The organism is Mycobacterium sp. SMC-8 (assembly GCF_025263565.1).
Taxonomy (GTDB): Bacteria; Actinomycetota; Actinomycetes; order Mycobacteriales; family Mycobacteriaceae; genus Mycobacterium.
The window spans coordinates 3,499,791-3,516,515 of the sequence record NZ_CP079865.1 but is presented as its reverse complement, the minus strand read 5'-3'; the positions used below and the strand labels follow the sequence as shown (position 1 = coordinate 3,516,515).

Annotated in this window: 15 protein-coding genes and 1 tRNA gene; 7 read left to right on the top strand and 9 right to left on the bottom strand. The window is 67.8% G+C overall.

Annotated elements, in window-relative coordinates; genetic code table 11:
* Positions 1–2: 2 nt before the first annotated feature.
* From KXD97_RS17010 to pgm, 4 genes are all read right to left on the bottom strand, one after another.
* On the bottom strand, positions 3–260 hold the full coding sequence (locus tag KXD97_RS17010; RefSeq protein ID WP_260751207.1) for a DUF3297 family protein: 258 nt from the start codon (positions 258–260) through the stop codon (positions 3–5).
* Positions 261–362: 102 nt separating this feature from the next.
* Positions 363–435: transfer RNA gene (locus KXD97_RS17005), tRNA-Ala, on the bottom strand.
* A gap of 53 nt (positions 436–488) precedes the next feature.
* Entirely contained in the window at positions 489–1,814 is a 1,326-nt protein-coding gene (locus KXD97_RS17000; RefSeq protein WP_396884243.1) for an MFS transporter, read from the bottom strand.
* On the bottom strand, positions 1,811–3,457 hold the full coding sequence (gene pgm, locus KXD97_RS16995) for a phosphoglucomutase (alpha-D-glucose-1,6-bisphosphate-dependent) (protein WP_260751205.1): 1,647 nt from the start codon (positions 3,455–3,457) through the stop codon (positions 1,811–1,813). Before pgm ends, KXD97_RS17000 begins: the two co-directional genes overlap by 4 nt.
* A gap of 166 nt (positions 3,458–3,623) precedes the next feature.
* Between pgm and KXD97_RS16990 the strand changes: the two genes are divergently transcribed.
* The 3 genes from KXD97_RS16990 to mbtN are packed head-to-tail and all read left to right on the top strand — an operon-like array spanning position 3,624 to position 6,636.
* Positions 3,624–3,884, top strand: coding sequence for an acyl carrier protein (locus KXD97_RS16990; RefSeq protein WP_260751204.1), 261 nt, complete (start codon positions 3,624–3,626; stop codon positions 3,882–3,884).
* On the top strand, positions 3,881–5,461 hold the full coding sequence (mbtM, locus tag KXD97_RS16985; RefSeq protein WP_260751203.1) for a long-chain-fatty acid--ACP ligase MbtM: 1,581 nt from the start codon (positions 3,881–3,883) through the stop codon (positions 5,459–5,461). Before KXD97_RS16990 ends, mbtM begins: the two co-directional genes overlap by 4 nt.
* The gene (gene mbtN / locus KXD97_RS16980; protein ID WP_260751202.1) at positions 5,458–6,636 is read left to right on the top strand and encodes a mycobactin biosynthesis acyl-ACP dehydrogenase MbtN; all 1,179 of its coding nucleotides are present in this window, start codon (positions 5,458–5,460) and stop codon (positions 6,634–6,636) included. Before mbtM ends, mbtN begins: the two co-directional genes overlap by 4 nt.
* Here mbtN and KXD97_RS16975 read toward each other — a convergent pair.
* Positions 6,633–7,232, bottom strand: a complete 600-nt coding sequence (locus tag KXD97_RS16975; protein ID WP_260751201.1) for a GNAT family N-acetyltransferase — start codon at positions 7,230–7,232, stop codon at positions 6,633–6,635. The genes mbtN and KXD97_RS16975 overlap by 4 nt on opposite strands.
* 55 nt (positions 7,233–7,287) lie before the next feature.
* On the bottom strand, positions 7,288–7,659 hold the full coding sequence (locus KXD97_RS16970) for a hypothetical protein (RefSeq protein WP_260758016.1): 372 nt from the start codon (positions 7,657–7,659) through the stop codon (positions 7,288–7,290).
* An 81-nt stretch (positions 7,660–7,740) separates the two neighbouring features.
* On the opposite strand from KXD97_RS16970, the gene KXD97_RS16965 reads away from it, so the two are divergent.
* A complete protein-coding gene (locus KXD97_RS16965) occupies positions 7,741–7,935 on the top strand; it encodes a hypothetical protein (protein ID WP_260751200.1) in 195 nt (64 codons plus the stop codon).
* A 111-nt stretch (positions 7,936–8,046) separates the two neighbouring features.
* On the opposite strand, the gene KXD97_RS16960 is transcribed toward KXD97_RS16965, so the two are convergent.
* A complete protein-coding gene (locus KXD97_RS16960; protein ID WP_260751199.1) occupies positions 8,047–8,346 on the bottom strand; it encodes a hypothetical protein in 300 nt (99 codons plus the stop codon).
* A gap of 277 nt (positions 8,347–8,623) precedes the next feature.
* On the opposite strand from KXD97_RS16960, the gene KXD97_RS16955 reads away from it, so the two are divergent.
* On the top strand, positions 8,624–10,609 hold the full coding sequence (locus KXD97_RS16955) for a DUF1214 domain-containing protein (RefSeq protein ID WP_260751198.1): 1,986 nt from the start codon (positions 8,624–8,626) through the stop codon (positions 10,607–10,609).
* 5 nt (positions 10,610–10,614) lie between these two features.
* Here KXD97_RS16955 and KXD97_RS16950 read toward each other — a convergent pair whose 3' ends face one another.
* On the bottom strand, positions 10,615–11,550 hold the full coding sequence (locus KXD97_RS16950; RefSeq protein ID WP_260751197.1) for a DUF808 domain-containing protein: 936 nt from the start codon (positions 11,548–11,550) through the stop codon (positions 10,615–10,617).
* Between the two features lie 218 nt (positions 11,551–11,768).
* Between KXD97_RS16950 and KXD97_RS16945 the strand changes: the two genes are divergently transcribed.
* Both KXD97_RS16945 and KXD97_RS16940 read left to right on the top strand, forming a co-directional pair.
* Entirely contained in the window at positions 11,769–12,905 is a 1,137-nt protein-coding gene (locus KXD97_RS16945) for a hypothetical protein (RefSeq protein ID WP_260751196.1), read from the top strand.
* A 134-nt stretch (positions 12,906–13,039) separates the two neighbouring features.
* A complete protein-coding gene (locus tag KXD97_RS16940; protein WP_260751195.1) occupies positions 13,040–13,732 on the top strand; it encodes an HAD family hydrolase in 693 nt (230 codons plus the stop codon).
* Here KXD97_RS16940 and KXD97_RS16935 read toward each other — a convergent pair.
* Positions 13,722–16,547, bottom strand: a complete 2,826-nt coding sequence (locus tag KXD97_RS16935; protein WP_260751194.1) for an RND family transporter — start codon at positions 16,545–16,547, stop codon at positions 13,722–13,724. The genes KXD97_RS16940 and KXD97_RS16935 overlap by 11 nt on opposite strands.
* Positions 16,548–16,725 lie beyond the last annotated feature (178 nt).

Here is a 16,725-nt window from a genome sequence, read left to right as displayed (position 1 = left end):
GGCTACTTCGCCAGGCGGAAATAAGGTTCAACCGTGCCGCTGAGCTTCATAACCATCGGATTCCCGCGACGATCCTTGGCGGTGGGCACTTCGACACGCACCCAACCCTCGGCCACGTCGTATTCGACGACGTTGGTCTTCTCGGCGCCGTTGAAGCGGATGCCGACGTCGCGCAGGAGCGCCTCTTCGCTATAGAAAGGGCTGTTCGGATCAATGGAAAGGCGAGTTGGCGGAACGTCGGTGATGTGGTCCTCGGACATGATGGCTTTCGTTAGATGCTGCGTCGGTTTCGGGGTTGAATCGCTGTGAACTTACCCGACGCTGACCGACGCGCCGATTGCCTGATTGCTCGTTCCGTGAAGTGGAGCTAAGGGGATTCGAACCCCTGACCCCCACACTGCCAGTGTGGTGCGCTACCAACTGCGCCATAGCCCCTTGTCGTGCTCATCGAAGTTACACCACGAGGGGTGGCCGCTCAAAATCGCTGGTCAGGGCACTTCGCCGCCGGCCTCCGGGCCGAGCGGACGCGCTTCGGTGTGCTCCGTTGACCGCCGGGGACGCGTTTCGGGGGCGAAGATCCACCCCACCGCCGCGATGCCGAGGATGACGCCGCTGATCAGGAATGACCAGCCGAACGACGTGTACTGGGCGATCAGACCCACCAGCAGCGAGCCGCCGATCGAGCCGAAGTCGGCCATCATCTGGAACGTCGCGACCGCCGTCCCGCCGCGTGACTTGTTGCCCACCACGTCGGCGACGGCTGCCTGCTGCGGGGAGACGAAGATCCCGGTGGCCGCGCCGGCGACGTAGGCCGCCACCAGGAACACCGGAAACGACGTGGTGAACCCGACCAGGGCGGTCGACACCGCGGCCAACGTCAGCCCGGCGATCAACAGCTTGCGCCGCCCGAGTCGGTCGGACAGGTACCCGCTCGGGATCACCACGGAGATGTTTCCCACCGCGAACGCCGTCAGCGCCAGACCGGCCGCACCGGGGCTGCGGCCCAGAACCTCCACGACGAACAGCGGCACCAGCGCGATGCGCAACCCGAACGACGCCCAGCCGGTCGCAAAGTTGGAGAACAACGCCGCACGGTAGGCGCGGTGTCGGAACACGGTCCGGAACGGCACGGGTTTCTCGGTGTCGTCGGCCGGCTGCCCGACCACCGCGGACTTCCGAAGGCTGACGAACACGACCGTCGCGGCGACCAACAGCGCGGCGCCGTAGATCAGGAACGGCGCCGACAAGCCGAACCCCGCGGTGAGACTGCCCAGGATCGGCCCACCCACCGAACCGACCATGAAGCCCGACGAGAACAGTCCCGCCACCCGGCCGCGGGCATCCGACGGTGAGATCCGGATCATCAGACCCAGCGACGACACGGTGAACATCGCCGAGCCCACCCCGCCGAGTGAGCGGAAAAGCAGCAACTGCCAATAGGTTTCGGCAAACGCACAGGCCGCGGTCGACAACGCCACGATCAGCAGGCCGCTGATGTAGACCCGCCGCTCCCCTAACCGCTGCACGAGCATGCCCGCCGGCGGTGCGCCCACCAGGCGCATCACGGCGAACGCCGTAATGACGAACGTCGCAGCGCTGATGCTCACCCCGAAGTGGCGGGCGTACTGCGGCAGTACCGGTGCGACCACGCCGTAGCCGAGCGCGACCACGAAGTTGGCGGCGACCAGTACCCAGACCTCGCGGGGCAACCGCTGTCTGCTCACGGGTTCCGGCTTGGAAGTCGCGTCCGCTGTGCCCGACCTGCTCCTCGCGTCCGCGGTGCCCTGACAGTCGCCCTCTGCGGGCGAGGTCACGAAATGACCGCCGCCACCACTTCGCGGGCAGCGTCCTGTACCTCAGCCAGATGCTCGGGCCCGCGGAACGATTCGGCGTAGATCTTGTACACGTCCTCGGTGCCGGACGGCCGCGCGGCGAACCAGGCGTTCTCGGTCGTCACTTTCAGCCCACCCAGCGGCGCGCCGTTGCCGGGCGCGGAGGTCAGCTTCGCGGTGATCGGCTCGCCCGCCAGCTCGGTCGCGCTCACCTGCTCCGGCGACAGCTTGCCCAGCCGGGCCCTCTGCTCCCGGTCGGCCGGGGCATCGATGCGGGCGTACGTGGGGGCGCCGTAGCGCTCGGCCAGCTCCGCGTAGCGCTGCGACGGCGTCGACCCGGTCACCGCGAGCATCTCCGAGGCCAGCAGCGCCGGGATGATGCCGTCCTTGTCGGTGGTCCACACCGAGCCGTCGCGGCGCAGGAACGACGCCCCGGCGCTCTCCTCACCGCCGAAACCGACGCTGCCGCCGATCAGCCCATCGACGAACCACTTGAAACCCACCGGCACCTCGACCAGTTTGCGGTCCAACCCGGCCACCACGCGGTCGATGATCGACGAGCTCACCGCGGTCTTGCCGACAGCCGTCTCGGCGGCCCACTCGGGGCGGTGCGTGAACAGGTAGTCGATGGCCACCGCGAGGTAGTGGTTCGGGTTGAGCAGGCCGCCGTCCGGGGTGACGATGCCGTGCCGGTCGGAGTCGGCATCGTTGCCGGTGGCGATCTGGTATGTCCCAGGGCTGCCGATCACCTTTTCAAGAAGCCCAGCCATCGCGTTCGGCGAGCTGCAGTCCATCCGGATCTTGCCGTCGGTGTCGAGGGTCATGAACCGCCAGGTTGCGTCGACCAGCGGGTTGACAACGGTCAGTTCCAGGTTGTGGCGTTCGGCGATCGCGCCCCAGTAGTCGACGCTGGCCCCGCCGAGCGGGTCGGCGCCGATGCGGATGCCCTCGGCGCTGATCGCGTGCAAGTCGACGACGTTGGGCAGATCGTCGACGTAGGCGTTGAGGTAGTCGTGCCGCTCGGCGGTGTTCAGCGCCCGGGCCAGCGGGACGCGCTTCACCGCCCGCAGCCCGTCGCGCAGGATCTCGTTGGCCCGCTTGGCGATGACACTGGTGGCGTCGGTGTCGGCGGGTCCGCCGTTGGGCGGGTTGTACTTGAATCCGCCGTCGCGCGGTGGGTTGTGCGACGGGGTCACCACGATCCCGTCGGCGAGATCGCCTTGACGGCCCTGGTTGAACGACAGGATCGCGTGACTGACGGCCGGAGTCGGGGTGTACCGGTCGGCCGAATCGATCATCGCGACAACGTCGTTGGCGGCCAGCACCTCCAGCGCCGACGTCCACGCCGGCTCCGACAGTGCATGGGTGTCACGGCCGATGAACAGCGGACCCGTCGTGCCCTGCGCGGCACGGTATTCCACGATCGCCTGCGTGGTGGCCAGGATGTGCGCCTCGTTGAACGCCCCGTCCAGGCTCGAGCCACGGTGCCCCGAGGTGCCGAAGGTGACCTGCTGGTCCACGTTCTCGGGGTCTGGAGCGACGGTGTAGTACGCCGTCACCACCGAAGCGATGTCGATGAGATCCTCGGGCTGCGCCGGACGACCGGCGCGGGGGTTGGCCGCCATGGGTCGATTCTGCTCCTTGGTGGCGCTGCGCACCGCCTCCGGGGCGGTATCCGTTCGCTCATGGCGCACGACCGGCGAGAACTGCCCGCCGGATTCGTGTCCGCCTACCGAGACGGGCGGCAGTGAGGGTAGCCTATCTTTATCTGACGAGGTAACCTCTGCCGCCATGACCACGTCACCACCGTCCGGCGTCAGCACCGCCCTCGAGGAGATCCTGCGCGACGACCTGAACGTCGACATCACCCGCGTCACGCGGGATTCGCGGCTCATCGACGACGTCGGCCTGGACTCGGTGGCGTTCGCGGTCGGCATGGTCGCGATCGAGGACAAACTCGGGGTCGTGCTCTCGGAAGAGGATCTGCTGACCTGCGACACCGTCGGCGATCTCGAGCGGGCCATCCTGTCGAAGACCCCCACAGCCCAGTGAGCGCGTTCGCCGCGGCGCTGTCGCGGGCGATGACGGCATCTCCCCGGGACCTGATGGTCCTCGACCGGGCCGCCGGACAGTGGAATCGCCACCCATGGGGGGAGGTGCACCTGCGCTCGGAGAACATCGCCGAACGGATCCTCGACGGACCCGACGGTGCCGTGGGTCTGGTCGGCGAGCCCACCGTCGAGTTCATCGCCGCGATTCAGGGGTCCTGGCTGGCCGGCCGCGCCCTGTCGATCCTGCCCGGACCGGTACGCGGCGCCGACGACCGGCAATGGGCCCGCGCCACCGCCGAGCGTTTCGCCGGCATCGGCGTCACACAGATCTTCACCCACGGCGCCTACCCGGACTTGTTGCGTGACAACGATTCCGGTCTGACCGTCCACGACGTGTCCGAGGTGGGGCACTCGAGACGGTCCACCACGCTGACGCTGCAGGCCGGTGCGGTCGGCACTGCGGCGGTGCTGCAAGGCACCGCCGGCTCCACCGGCACGCCGCGCACCGCGCTGCTCTCTCCCGACGCGGTCATGAACAACGTCACCGCGCTGCTGCAGCACACCGCGGTCGATCCGACCGTCGACATCGGCTTGACCTGGTTGCCGCTCTACCACGACATGGGGCTGACCTTCCTGCTCACCGGCCTGCTCTCCGGCGCCGAGATGTGGGTGGCTCCCACCGCGGCGTTCGCCGCCTCGCCGTTCCGGTGGCTGAGCTGGCTGTCCGAGAGTGGCGCAGCCCTCACTGCCGCACCGAATTTCGCGTATTCGGTGATCGGCAAGTACGCCCGCAGGGTTCCCGACGTCGACCTGAGCCGGCTCCGGTTCGCCATCAACGGTGGCGAACCGATCGATTGCGACGGCTTCCAGGTGTTCCTCGACGAACTCGCCCGTTTCGGTCTCGATCCGCGGGTTGCGGCGCCGTCGTACGGACTGGCCGAGTCGACGTGCGCGGTCACCGCCCCCGAGCCCGGCACCGGGCTGGTCGTCGAGGAGATCGTCGACCCGGTGACCGAAGCCGTGCGGCGCCACGCGGTGCTCGGCAGACCGATTCCCGGTATGGAACTGCGCATCTCGGAATCCGAGCACACCGGCCAGGCCGGCGACCACGCGATCGGCGAAGTCGAGATCCGCGGCACGTCGCTGATGACCGGCTACTTGGGTCAGGAGCCACTGACTCCCGGCGAGTGGTTCCGTACCGGAGATCTCGGCTACGTCACCGACGACGGGCTGGTCGTGTGCGGCCGGGTCAAGGAACTCATCACCATCGCCGGGCGCAACATCTTCCCCAGCGAGGTGGAACGGGTCGCCGCACAGGTCCGTGGGGTGCGCGACGGCGCCGTCGTCGCGGTCGGCACCGACGGCGACTCGGCTCGCCAGGGTCTGATCATCGCCGCGGAGTTCCGCGGTCCCGACGAGGCCGGCGCGAGAAGTGAAGTGGTGCAACGCGTCGCATCGCAGTGTGGGGTGGTTCCCGCCGACGTCGTATTCATGACGCCGGGCGCGCTGCCGCGGACATCCTCGGGCAAGCTGCGGCGCCTGGAAGTCAAACGAGATCTGGAGGCTGCCCGCGCATGACCGCGTCCACCGACATCGACGTCGACGGCTACCGCACTCTGCTCACCGACGTGTTCGGCGAGCAGGTCACCGCTTGGACGGCGGAAGCCGAAGCCTCGGAGCGTTTTCCGCGGAAGCTGATCGAACACCTCGGTGCTGCCGGGGTCTTCCGCAGTAAATGGGGCCCGGCCGGTGGCCATCACCCCGACGTCGCCAAGCTCAACGAGCTCGCTTTCCAACTCGGGCGACTGGGGTCCGCGGGTATCGGCGTCGGTGTGAGCCTGCATGATTCGGCGATCGCGGTGCTGCGCCGGTTCGGCAGGTCGGACCACCTCAAGGCGGTGTGCGAACAGGCGATCGACGGTGAGGCGGTGCTGTGCATCGGCGCCTCCGAGGAGTCCGGCGGCTCGGATTTGCAGATTGTCGAGACCGAAGTCCGTTCCGAACGTGACGGTTTCCACATCCGTGGCGTCAAGAAGTTCGTCTCGCTGTCCCCGATCGCCGACCACATCATCGTCGTCGCGCGCGGAGTGGACCACGATCCGTCCAGCAGGCACGGCAACGTCCTGGTGATCGCCGTACCGACCACGCAGGTCGAGGTACAGACCCCGTACCGCAAGGTGGGCGCCGGCCCGCTGGACACCGCCGCCGTGCACATCGACACCTGGGTGCCCGCCGACCATCTGGTGGCGCGGCCCGGCACCGGGTTGGCCGCCATCTCGTGGGGCCTTGCGCACGAACGTATGTCGATCGCCGGTCAGGTGGCCTCGTCATGCCAGCGCGTGCTGGGCGTGACCCATGCGCGCATGGTGCAACGGAGACAGTTCGGCGCGACGCTCTTCGAGCATCAGGCATTGCGCATGCGAATGGCAGACCTGCAGGCCCGCGTCGACCTGCTCCGCCACGGCCTCAACGGCATCGCCGCGCAGGGACGGCTGGATCTGCGCGCGGCCGCCGCCGTCAAGGTCACCGCGGCGCGCCTGGGCGAGGAGGTGCTTTCTGAGTGCATGCACATCTTCGGCGGTTCGGGTTACCTCGTCGACGAGACGCCGCTGGGCAGGTGGTGGCGTGACATGAAACTGGCGCGGGTCGGCGGCGGCACCGACGAGGTGCTGTGGGAGCTGGTGGCCGCGGCGATGAAGCCGGACTTCGACAGCTACGACGAGATGATCGGTGGCACAGTGACTTCCGACTAGGACGGGCGGTTGAGCGCGTACAGCGCCATTCGCCGGTTCGACATCTGGTGTTCGCCGAGGAAGTCACATCTGGCGTACTCGCACAGCCGGCGGGCGCCGACATTGCGGTGGTCGGGGTCGAACATGATGCGCCGGCACTGCGGTTCGATCTCGAACAGGCTGGCCGCCAGCCGGGGCAGCAAAATCGGCCCGAAGCCGCGGTTGACGATGTCCAGGTCGGCAATCGCGGCGTGCAGACCGAGGTCGTGCGGGTCGGCGTCATAGCGCGGGGCGATGGAATCCTTTGCGGCGCGGTACACCTCGATGTAACCGTGCGGTTCCCCCCTGAACATGCCGATGAGCGGACGCGAGTACCGGCCGGCCAGCTGGGCGCGCAGGTACCCGTGCCACCACTGCACCGGCCGGTCGTACTCCCACGCCTCGGCCAGATGCGGACGGTTCATCCACTCGGAGATCATCGCCGCGTCGGAGTCAGGGTCGACGAGCCGGACCTCGTACGGAGCGGCGAGACGCGGGATCGGCGGCGGCGGCACGACGCGCACCTCGTCGCTGATCTCGGTGAGCTCCCTGGGCAGGATCGGTAGAACGTCAGTCATCGTGACCGCAGAGCCTACCGGAGCAAGTGAGGGCAGGTTTACCTACATTCGGCGGCTACACCAGGAGTAGAACGCCGCCGGCGATCAGCGCGATCACCTTGACCAGCTCCAGTCCGACATACCCGTAGTGCGCCCGCGACCGCGGTCCCTCGGCACCGGCCAGCACCTGGTCGGAGCGGCGGGTCAACGCCGGCCGGACGAACACCATCTGCGCAGCCAGCATCACGGCCGCCACCGCCAGCAGGACGAGAGCCGCCGTCGGTCCGCCGGCGATGACTGTCGCGACCACGGCTGCTGCCGCCAGCACTCCCTCGCACACGTTGAGGGCGCGGAACACCAACCGCCCGATGCCGAGCCCGATCTGCAGGGTTACACCGGGTGCGCGGAATTTCAGCGGAGCTTCCAGGAACGAGATCGCCAGCACCATGCCGAGCCAGATGAACGTCGCTGCGATGGCGACATCGAGAGCACCATGCACGCAGCGAAGCCTAGATGAGATCGTGAGGTCATGAACGAGGACCGCGTTGCCGAGTTACAGCGGTGGGAGGACTCCGGCGCGGTGTGGCGGGTGCTGACCCGCACCGCTTCGGAGGTGACCGTTGCGTTGCTGCGCTGCGACGGCGGCGAGGAGGCCGGCCGGTTCACCAGCTCCGATCCGCGCCTGCTGGCGTTCCTCGGTGACCGCACCGGCAGCGAGGACTGATCTACGCCGCAGAGAGCGCTCTCCGTTCCCGACTGCGTGCCGAAATCGCATTCCGCGCGGCCGTTTCGCGGGATTCCCCGCGCTGGACGCGATCTCGGCGGACGTGTCCGCTCAGCGGACGTCGACGTAGTAGACGCTGCCTGTGGTGGTGTTCTGGAAAGTGCGGTCGTAGCGGTAGTCGCGGACTGTGGAGCGGATGTCACCGCCCTTGTGGATCCCGACCACACTGGCCTCACTGAGCGGGGCGTTCGACAGCCGGTTGACCACCACGCGGTGGCCCTGGGCTTCGAGCTGGCTGATCGTGGCATCGGCGTTTCCGCCCGAGGGGGCCGCGACCGCCGGGGCGGCCAGCCCGACGACAGCAGCGGACAGGCCGGCGGCGAAAGCGGTGGCGATGGTGAGGTTCTTCATGATGGTGTCCTTCCCGGTGGTGGGTCGGAGCCGTGGAGCGAATCGCGCGGTTTCGACTTCGGTGGTGGTTGATCTTGGTGGATCTGACTGGTTAAACCCGCCGCCGCGGGTGTTCATTTCGCCTGGCAGAAATTGAACGACGGGTGGCCGGAATCGATCGCCGAGACCGCGCACAGCGTGGGAAAACCCCCGGAAAAGCCGCGTGGAATGCGAGTTCGGCGCGATGCCAGGCCCCGCGGCGTTACCGTACGGGCAGGGTCTGCACGGAAGGACGCCGATGGTGGAAACGACGCCGCTCGCTCCCGTCACCCCGCTCGCTGCGCTCGCGCCCCTCGCGCGCCATGGCCGCTTCGTCGGCCGGGTCGGCGGGCTCGCCGTTGCCCTCGGCATCGGGATCGCGATCGCGAACGGTCCCGCCATCGCGACGGCCGACGACACGACCGCTGGCGCGCAATCGTCGTCCAGTTCCACGTCGGAGAACGACACCGCACGGACCGACACGAGCCGCGACCGAGCCGCCGACCGCGACGTCGACGGTGAGGATGTCGACGACCACCCCACCGACCAACACGACGTCGACGATCACGCTGCCGACGCTGGCGAACAAGACGCAGAAGAAGGCGACGCCGATCGTCAGAACGTCGAGCAAGACGTAGACGAAGACGACGAAGTAGCCGCGGCCGATGTTCCGGACGACACCGAGTCACCTCCCACCCGAACCACAGTCGCCGTCACGGCCGCCGAACCCGACGGCGGCGATGCCGCGGACGTGACCGGGGATCGCGACAACAGCCCCGAATCCGCGGCGGTGTGGACGTTGACCGGAGTCGCGCGGCGCGAGGCCGTCCCCGAGTCGACCGTGGCCCCGCTGCCGACCCCTGCCACCAGCCCGCTTGCCACCGAGCAACAACTGGCGGCCGAGCGCATCGCGTCCGAGACCGTCAAGACCTGGCCGGTTCGGCTGATGAAGTTCGTGCTGGGCGCCGGCTGGCTGGCGACCGCCACCCGCCAGTACGACCACATCGGCGGGCCGGACTGGGACAACATCGGCCAACTCGGCCGCTCCGTCGACGAGTACGCGATGGGCGCGGCGTTCCAGCAGCAACTGCTCAATCCGATGACGCCGACGGTCGTCACCCAGGTCGCGCCGCCGCACACCTGGTACGGCCGGGATGTGCCCGGTTCCCGCATCCTCTACGACAACCCCGACACGGTGTACCGCTTCATGGGGGTGAACATGACCTCCACGTACGTGATCAGGGGCCAGTTCGTCGGCGCGCAGCCGGCGGACACCAACTTCAGCGTGCTCACCGGACTGTCCGGCGTCACCGCGGACTACCTCAGCGGCCGCGACATCGACATCGCACCGGACGGCTCGTTCACCATCACCGTCAGCGGCGCCCCGGCCGCGGCGGGCCAGCGCAACCACCTCCAGCTGACCTCCGACACCACGCTGATCGCGGTCCGGAACACGTTGTCGGACTGGACCACTCAGTCGCCGATGACGCTGAGCATTGAACGGCTGTCCGGGCCGCGCAACAGCCTGTTCAGTCAACTCGGCGGCTTCGCGATCCCGGGGCTGGGGCCCCTGGTGACCAGGAGTCCCCTGCTGACCGCGCTGGTGTCCTTGATTCCACCGATGAAGGAGCCGCCGCGGATCCTGCGCGGCGCGTTCACCGCAGTGATCATGGCGCTCGGCCTGGGCATGGAGTCGAAGTACATCAAGGTCGCCACCACCGACCCGCAGACCGGTGAACGGATGGCGCCTAATGTGCTCAAAGACCCGTCCCGCAATGCGGAGTTCCTCGCCACGCAGCTGCAGAGCGCCGGGTACTTCCACTTGGCCGACGACCAGGCCCTGGTCGTCACTGTCACCCCGGGCAACGCGCGCTACTTCACCGTCCCGGTCACCAATCTGTGGACGATCACCGGCGATTACTGGAACGAACAGACCAGCCTCAACAACGCGCAGGCGCTGCCGAATCCGGACGGCGCCTACACCTTCGTGATCTCGCCCACCGATCCCGACGTGCACAACTGGGTCTCGACCGGCGGCCTGAACAAGGGCACGCTGTCGCTGCGGTTCCAAGACCTCGACCTGAACGCGGCGCCGACTCCGACGGTCGACGCCCAGGTTGTTGCCCTGCCGGACCTGCCCGCGGTGCTACCGCCGACCACGATCTACCTCAGCGCGGCACAGCGTCAGGAGCAGCTCGACATCCGGCGCGCTGCGTTCGACCGCCGTTTCGCCGTCGCCGACTGAACCGCTCAGTGCTTGGCTTTGCGCCCGAACGGCAACACGTGCATGACCGCTACGACGAGCGCGCCGACCACGAGGCCGATCACCGCTGACGCGGCGGTGTTGACCAGCCAGGCCAGTGCCGCCCCGACCCCGCCGACGTGGTGGACGTACTCCTCGGCGTGATGCACCAGGCTGTAGGGCCCGTGCCAGCCCAGTTCGTCTGTGCCGATGAGCAGGATGTGCCCGCCGACCCAGAGCATCGCCACGGTGCCGATCACCGACAGCGCCGACAGCAGCTTCGGCATCCCTGCGACCAGACCGCGGCCGACTTTCTGGGCGAACGCCGACGAACGTTCGGTCAGGCGCAGGCCGATGTCATCCATCTTCACGATGCCCGCGACGACCCCGTACACGACGGCGGTGATGGCCACGGCGACCACGAGCAGGATGACCAGGCGGGGCACGAACGGCTGGTCGGCGACCTCGTTCAGAGCGATCACCATGATCTCGGCCGACAGGATCAGGTCGGTGCGGATCGCGCCGGTCACCATGAACTTCTCGGCGTCCGCACCCAAGATGGCCGCGGGCGCTCCGTGCGTCTCGTGACCACGGATCATGCCCCAGACCTTCTCGGCGCCTTCGAAGCACAGGTAGGTGGCGCCCAGCATCAGGATCGGCGTCAGCAACCACGGCGCGAACTGACTCAACAGCAACGCCACCGGCAGGATGAAGAGGACCTTGTTGCGCAGCGATCCGATCGCGATGCGCTTGATGATCGGCAGCTCGCGCTCGGCGGCGATGCCGTGCACGTATTGCGGCGTGACCGCGGTGTCATCCACCACCACGCCGGCGGCCTTGGCCGTCGCCTTGCCCGCGGCGGCGCCGATGTCGTCGACGGAGGCCGCCGCCATCCGGGCCAGCGCGGCGACGTCGTCGAGAAGCGCGAACAAGCCTCCGCTCACCGGGTCCTCCTGCTCGCTACGGCGGTCATGGGCGAAGGTTACCCAACGCAGGCCCACTCAGCCCTGCGCGGTGGAAACACCCGCGCCGCGCCAGTGCCGAACCGGCCGGGATGCTCCAAAGACTCATGCGGTGACCTGCGGTTGAGTTAGTTTTAGGGACCGGTCGCCAACCGCACGGGCGGGAGCCGTCGGCGGCGGTCGACAGCTGGGGGTGCGCGATGGCGTCTTCGATCCGCCCGTGGGTGACCGCCGGGGTCGCCGTGTCCAGCGTGGCTGTGCTTGCGGTGGCGCCCCTGGAACCGACATCGACGTTCACCGACGTCCGGATCACCCACTCGGCGGTCGACCTGACCGCGGCGCCGAATCCGCTCGAGTTCTACCCGCAGGTGCTGATGCGCTCGCTGGCCAACGCCGGCGACCGGCTCGACGAATTCTTGGATGCGCCGTTGCCGATCGTCAGAGCGGTCGCCGAGAACCAGTACAACTCGCTCGCCGAGGTCGTGAACGCGATCGGCACCGGCGATGTCGTCGCGGTGGTTCGGGCCGTCGTCCGCGCCATCGCCGACCCTGTGATCAACCTGGCCAGGGTGGCCGGTTCGGGTGAGCCGTTCCGCACCGCGGCCAGCATGATCATCCGGCTGGCGCTGCCGATCGCCAGCGGCGTGATCGCCGCCGGGTCAGCGGCCGGCGACGTCGCCGAGGCGCTGCTGCACCTTGACGTCGTCGGCACATTGGGTGCCGTGACCAACATCCCGGGGCGCATCGCCGACGGGTTTCTCAACGGCCGGGTGGATGAAACCGAGGACTCGTCGTACGGCCTGCTGAGCCCGGTGGTGGAAGCTCCAGTCGTCGATCAGCTCACCGGACCGGTGGCGCACCTGGTCGATTCCCTGCAGGCGGTCGGCGAAACCCTGTCCGCACCCGCCGGCACGGGTAGCGGATCTGTCGGCATGGGTACCGGATCGGCCGGTACGGCTACCGGACCGGCCGAGCCGCCGGATCCCGGCGCCATCACCGTGCCGCTGCCCCGGCCCGAGACCCCGCCCGCCACCTCCCTGGCGCCGCAGCCTCCGCGCGCGTCCGCACCGTACGATCCAGCCCCCGCCGAAGACGACACCCCCACGGAGGAGAGCGAAAACCCGTCGGAGACCGTCGAGAACCCCGACGACGAAGTGACCGACGCGGACCCGTCGACGGCGGATCCCGGAACCGGGAACGCCGGCGGGCACGCGGGCCCGGCCGAACCGGGCACCACCGCGACTCCGCCCGACGAACCGGCCGACGACGCGCACGCGGGCGGTACCGGCGAATCGGCCGACGACTCAGGACCGAGCGGGACCGCCGACGCCGGGTAACGGGCACACCGGCACGTTTGGGCCCACCACGGCGGGGTAATGCCTCGCCCCATGAACGCTGAGTGGACACGGGTGCTCGCCGCGCCCGGCCGCGCGCCGGGTACCAGATATACCGACACCTCCAGAGCCGACCGGTGAGGAGCGAAACCCCCTCCCCCGCCGTCCTTTTCGACATAGACGGGACGCTGGTGGACTCGAACTATCTGCACGTGTACGCCTGGTTGCGCGCGTTCGACGCCGAGAATGTGCCCGCTGACGGTTGGCGCATCCACCGCTGCATCGGCATGGACGGCACCACACTGGTGCGCACCCTTGCCGGCGATGCGAGCCAGGACGTGGTCGACACCCTCAAGGACCGCCACAGCGAGTTCTACAAGGAGACAGCCGGGCTGCTGACTCCGCTTCCGGGTGCGCGTGATCTGCTCCGCCGGGTGGCACAGCTGGGCCTGCAGGTGGTGCTGGCCACCTCGGCTCCCGAAGACGAATTACGCATCTTGCGTGACGTTCTCGATTGTGACGACGTGGTGTCGGCGGTGACCTCGTCGCAGGACGTCGACACCGCCAAACCGAAACCCGACATCGTCCGGGTGGCGCTCGACCGTGCCGGGGTCACCGCCTCGGACGCGGTGTTCGTCGGCGACGCGGTGTGGGACTGCGAGGCCGCCAGACGTGCGTCGGTGCCCTCGATCGGGGTGCTCAGCGGCGGGGTGTCCCGTGGCGAACTGCTCGAGGCCGGGGCGAAGGACGTCTTCGAGGACGCCGGGGAGCTGCTCGCCCAACTCGACACCAGCATCATCGGCGAGCTGGCGCGCCGCGTCAGCCCGTGATCTCGGCCAACCGTCGCTGCGAGGCCTGACTGCGCACGCGTTGCGGCCACCAGAACCATCGCCCGAGCAGTGCGGCGACCGCCGGAGTCATGAACGAGCGCACGATGAGCGTGTCGAACAACAGCCCGAGCGCGATGGTGGTGCCCACCTGTGCCATCACCGTCAGGTCGCTGAACGCGAACGACGCCATCGTGAATGCGAAGACCAGGCCAGCTGAGGTGACCACCGATCCGGTGCCGGCCATCGCGCGGATGATGCCGGTTTTCAACCCTCCGGGAAGCTCCTCTTTGAACCGCGACACCAGCAGCAGGTTGTAGTCCGATCCGACGGCGAGCAGCAGGATCACCGCCATCGGCAATACCATCCAGTGCAACTCCAGCCCGATGATGTGCTGCCACAGAAGCACGGACAGGCCGAAAGACGCACCGAGGGAGACCAATACGGTGCCGACGATCACCGCCGCGGCCACCACACTCCGGGTGATGATCAGCATGATGGTGAAAATCAGTGTGACGGCGGCGATCCCGGCGATCAACAGGTCGTAGAACGCGCCGTCGCCCATGTCCTTGTAGGTGGCCGCGGTGCCGGCGAGGTACACCGTGGACCCTTCCAGAGGCGTGCCCTTGATGGCCTCCTTGGCCGCGGTCTTGATGGGCTGCACCCGCGAGGTTCCCTCGATCGTCGCAGGATCGCCCTCGTGGGCGATGATGAACCGCACCGACTTGCCGTCCGGGGAAATGAAATTCTCCATGCCGCGTGTGAAGTCGTCGTTGTCGAAGGCCTCCGGCGGCAGATAGAACGAGTCGTCGTTCATGGAGTCGTCGAAGGCTTCCCCCATCGCGTCGGCGTCCTCGGACTGCGACGCCATCTGGTCCTGAAGGCCCTTCTGGCTCTGATACATCGTCAGCATCATCGACTGCATGTTGCGCATCGACTCGATCTGACTGGGCAACAGTGCAATCAACTGCGGCATCAGCGCATCGAGGCGTTCCAGGTCGGGAACGAGTTCCTGGATGTCGTCGGTCAGCGGGTTGATGCCGTCGAGGGTGTCGAACACCGACCGCATCGCGTGGCAGACCGGGATGTTGTAGCAGTGCGGTTCCCAGTAGAAGTAATTACGGACCGGGCGGACGAAGTCGTCCAGATTGGCGAGGTAGTCCCGCACTTCGGCGATGTCGACAGCCGTCTTCTTGGTCTTGAGGACCATGTCGTGGGTGGTGGCCGACATCTGCGTCATCAGGCTCTGCATCTTCGTCATCGTGTCGACGTTGGTCTGCATCGCATCGGCCTGCACCAGCATGTCGGCCATCCGGTCCTGCATGTACTTCTCGTTGAGACGCTGCGTGGTCCCCCGCATGCTCATCTGGAACGGAATCGTCGTGTGCTTGATCGGTTTGCCATCGGGGCGGGTGATCGTCTGCACCCGCGCCACCCCGGGCACGCGGAAGATCGACTTGGCGATCTTGTCGATGACGAGGAAGTCCGCGGGGTTACGCAGGTCGTGGTCGCTTTCGACCATCAGCAGCTCGGGGTTCATCCGGGCGCTGCCGAAATGCCGGTCGGCGACGGCATAACCGACGTTGGCGGGAACATCGGAGGGCAGGTAATCGCGGGCGTCGTAATTGGTCTTGTAGCCCGGCAGCGTGACGAGGCCGACCAGCGCCAGCGTCAGCGTCGCGGCCAGCACCGGACCCGGCCAGCGCACCACCGACACCCCAATGCGCCGCCAACCGCGGGAGCTGATCGCCCGCTTGGGGTCGAACAGCCCGAAGCGGCTGCCGATCGCGACGACGGCGGGTCCCAGCGTCAGCGCCGCGAGCACAGCGACGAACGTGCCCACCGCGCAGGGCACCCCCATGGTCTGGAAGTACGGCAACCGGGTGAAGCTCAGGCACAACATCGCCCCGGCGATGGTCAGACCGGAGCCGAGCACGACGTGTGCGGTGCCGCGAAACATGGTGTAGTACGCCGTTTCCCGGTCCTCCCCCGCGTCGCGGGCCTCCTGATACCGTCCGATCGCGAAGATGGCGTAATCGGTCCCGGCGGCGATCACCATCAAAGTCAGCAGGCTCGTCGCGAACGTCGACAGGCCGATGATCTCGGCATCGGCCAGGAAGGCGACGATGCCCCGCGCCGCACCCAGTTCCGCGAACACCATGAACAGGATCAGGACCATGGTGGCCACCGATCGGAAGACGAGCACCAGCATGACGGCGATGACGCCGATGGTGATCATCGTGACCCGGAAGACGCTCTTGTCGCCGGCGTTGTGCTGGTCGGCGACCAGCGGCGCGCCACCGGTCACGTAGGCCTTGATTCCCGGCGGCGCCGATGTCTGCTCGACGATCTCGCGGACCGCGGCCACCGCCTCGTTGGCCCGCGGCTCGCCTTGGTTGCCTTGCAGGTATACCTGCACATAGGCCGCTTTGCCGTCGGTGCTCTGCGCGCCCGACGCGGTCAGCGGATCGCCCCAGAAGTCGGCGACGTGCTGGACGTTGGCGGTGTCGGCTTCCAGTTTGTCGACGAGGTCGTCGTAGTAGCGATGCGCCGCGTCGCCGAGTGGCTGTTCGCCTTCGAGCACGATCATCGCGCTGCTGTCGGAGTTGAACTCGTCGAAGTTCGCGCCGACGCGCTTCATGGACACCAGCGACGGCGCGTCGTTGGCGCTCATCCCGACGGTGTGTTCTTCACCGACCTTTTCCAGCGACGGGACCGCGACGTTCGTCAGGACGGTCAGCAGAATCCAGCCCACGAGGATGGGCAGCGCCAGGACACGGATGAGCCTGCCGATCCCGGACCGCCCGGCACCTGCCACTTGCCCCGCCCCCGATCCGGCCCGCCGCACGCGTGACACTTCGTGTGTCGCGTGTCATACGTCTAGCCCGTCAAACCATTGGCTGTCAACTGCACGTTGACAGCCGATTCACAGGTTGATCAGCGGGTTTGTGCGCAGTGAGCCGCGCGGTGGTCGGCGCTGTCAGAGACCGAGGCGC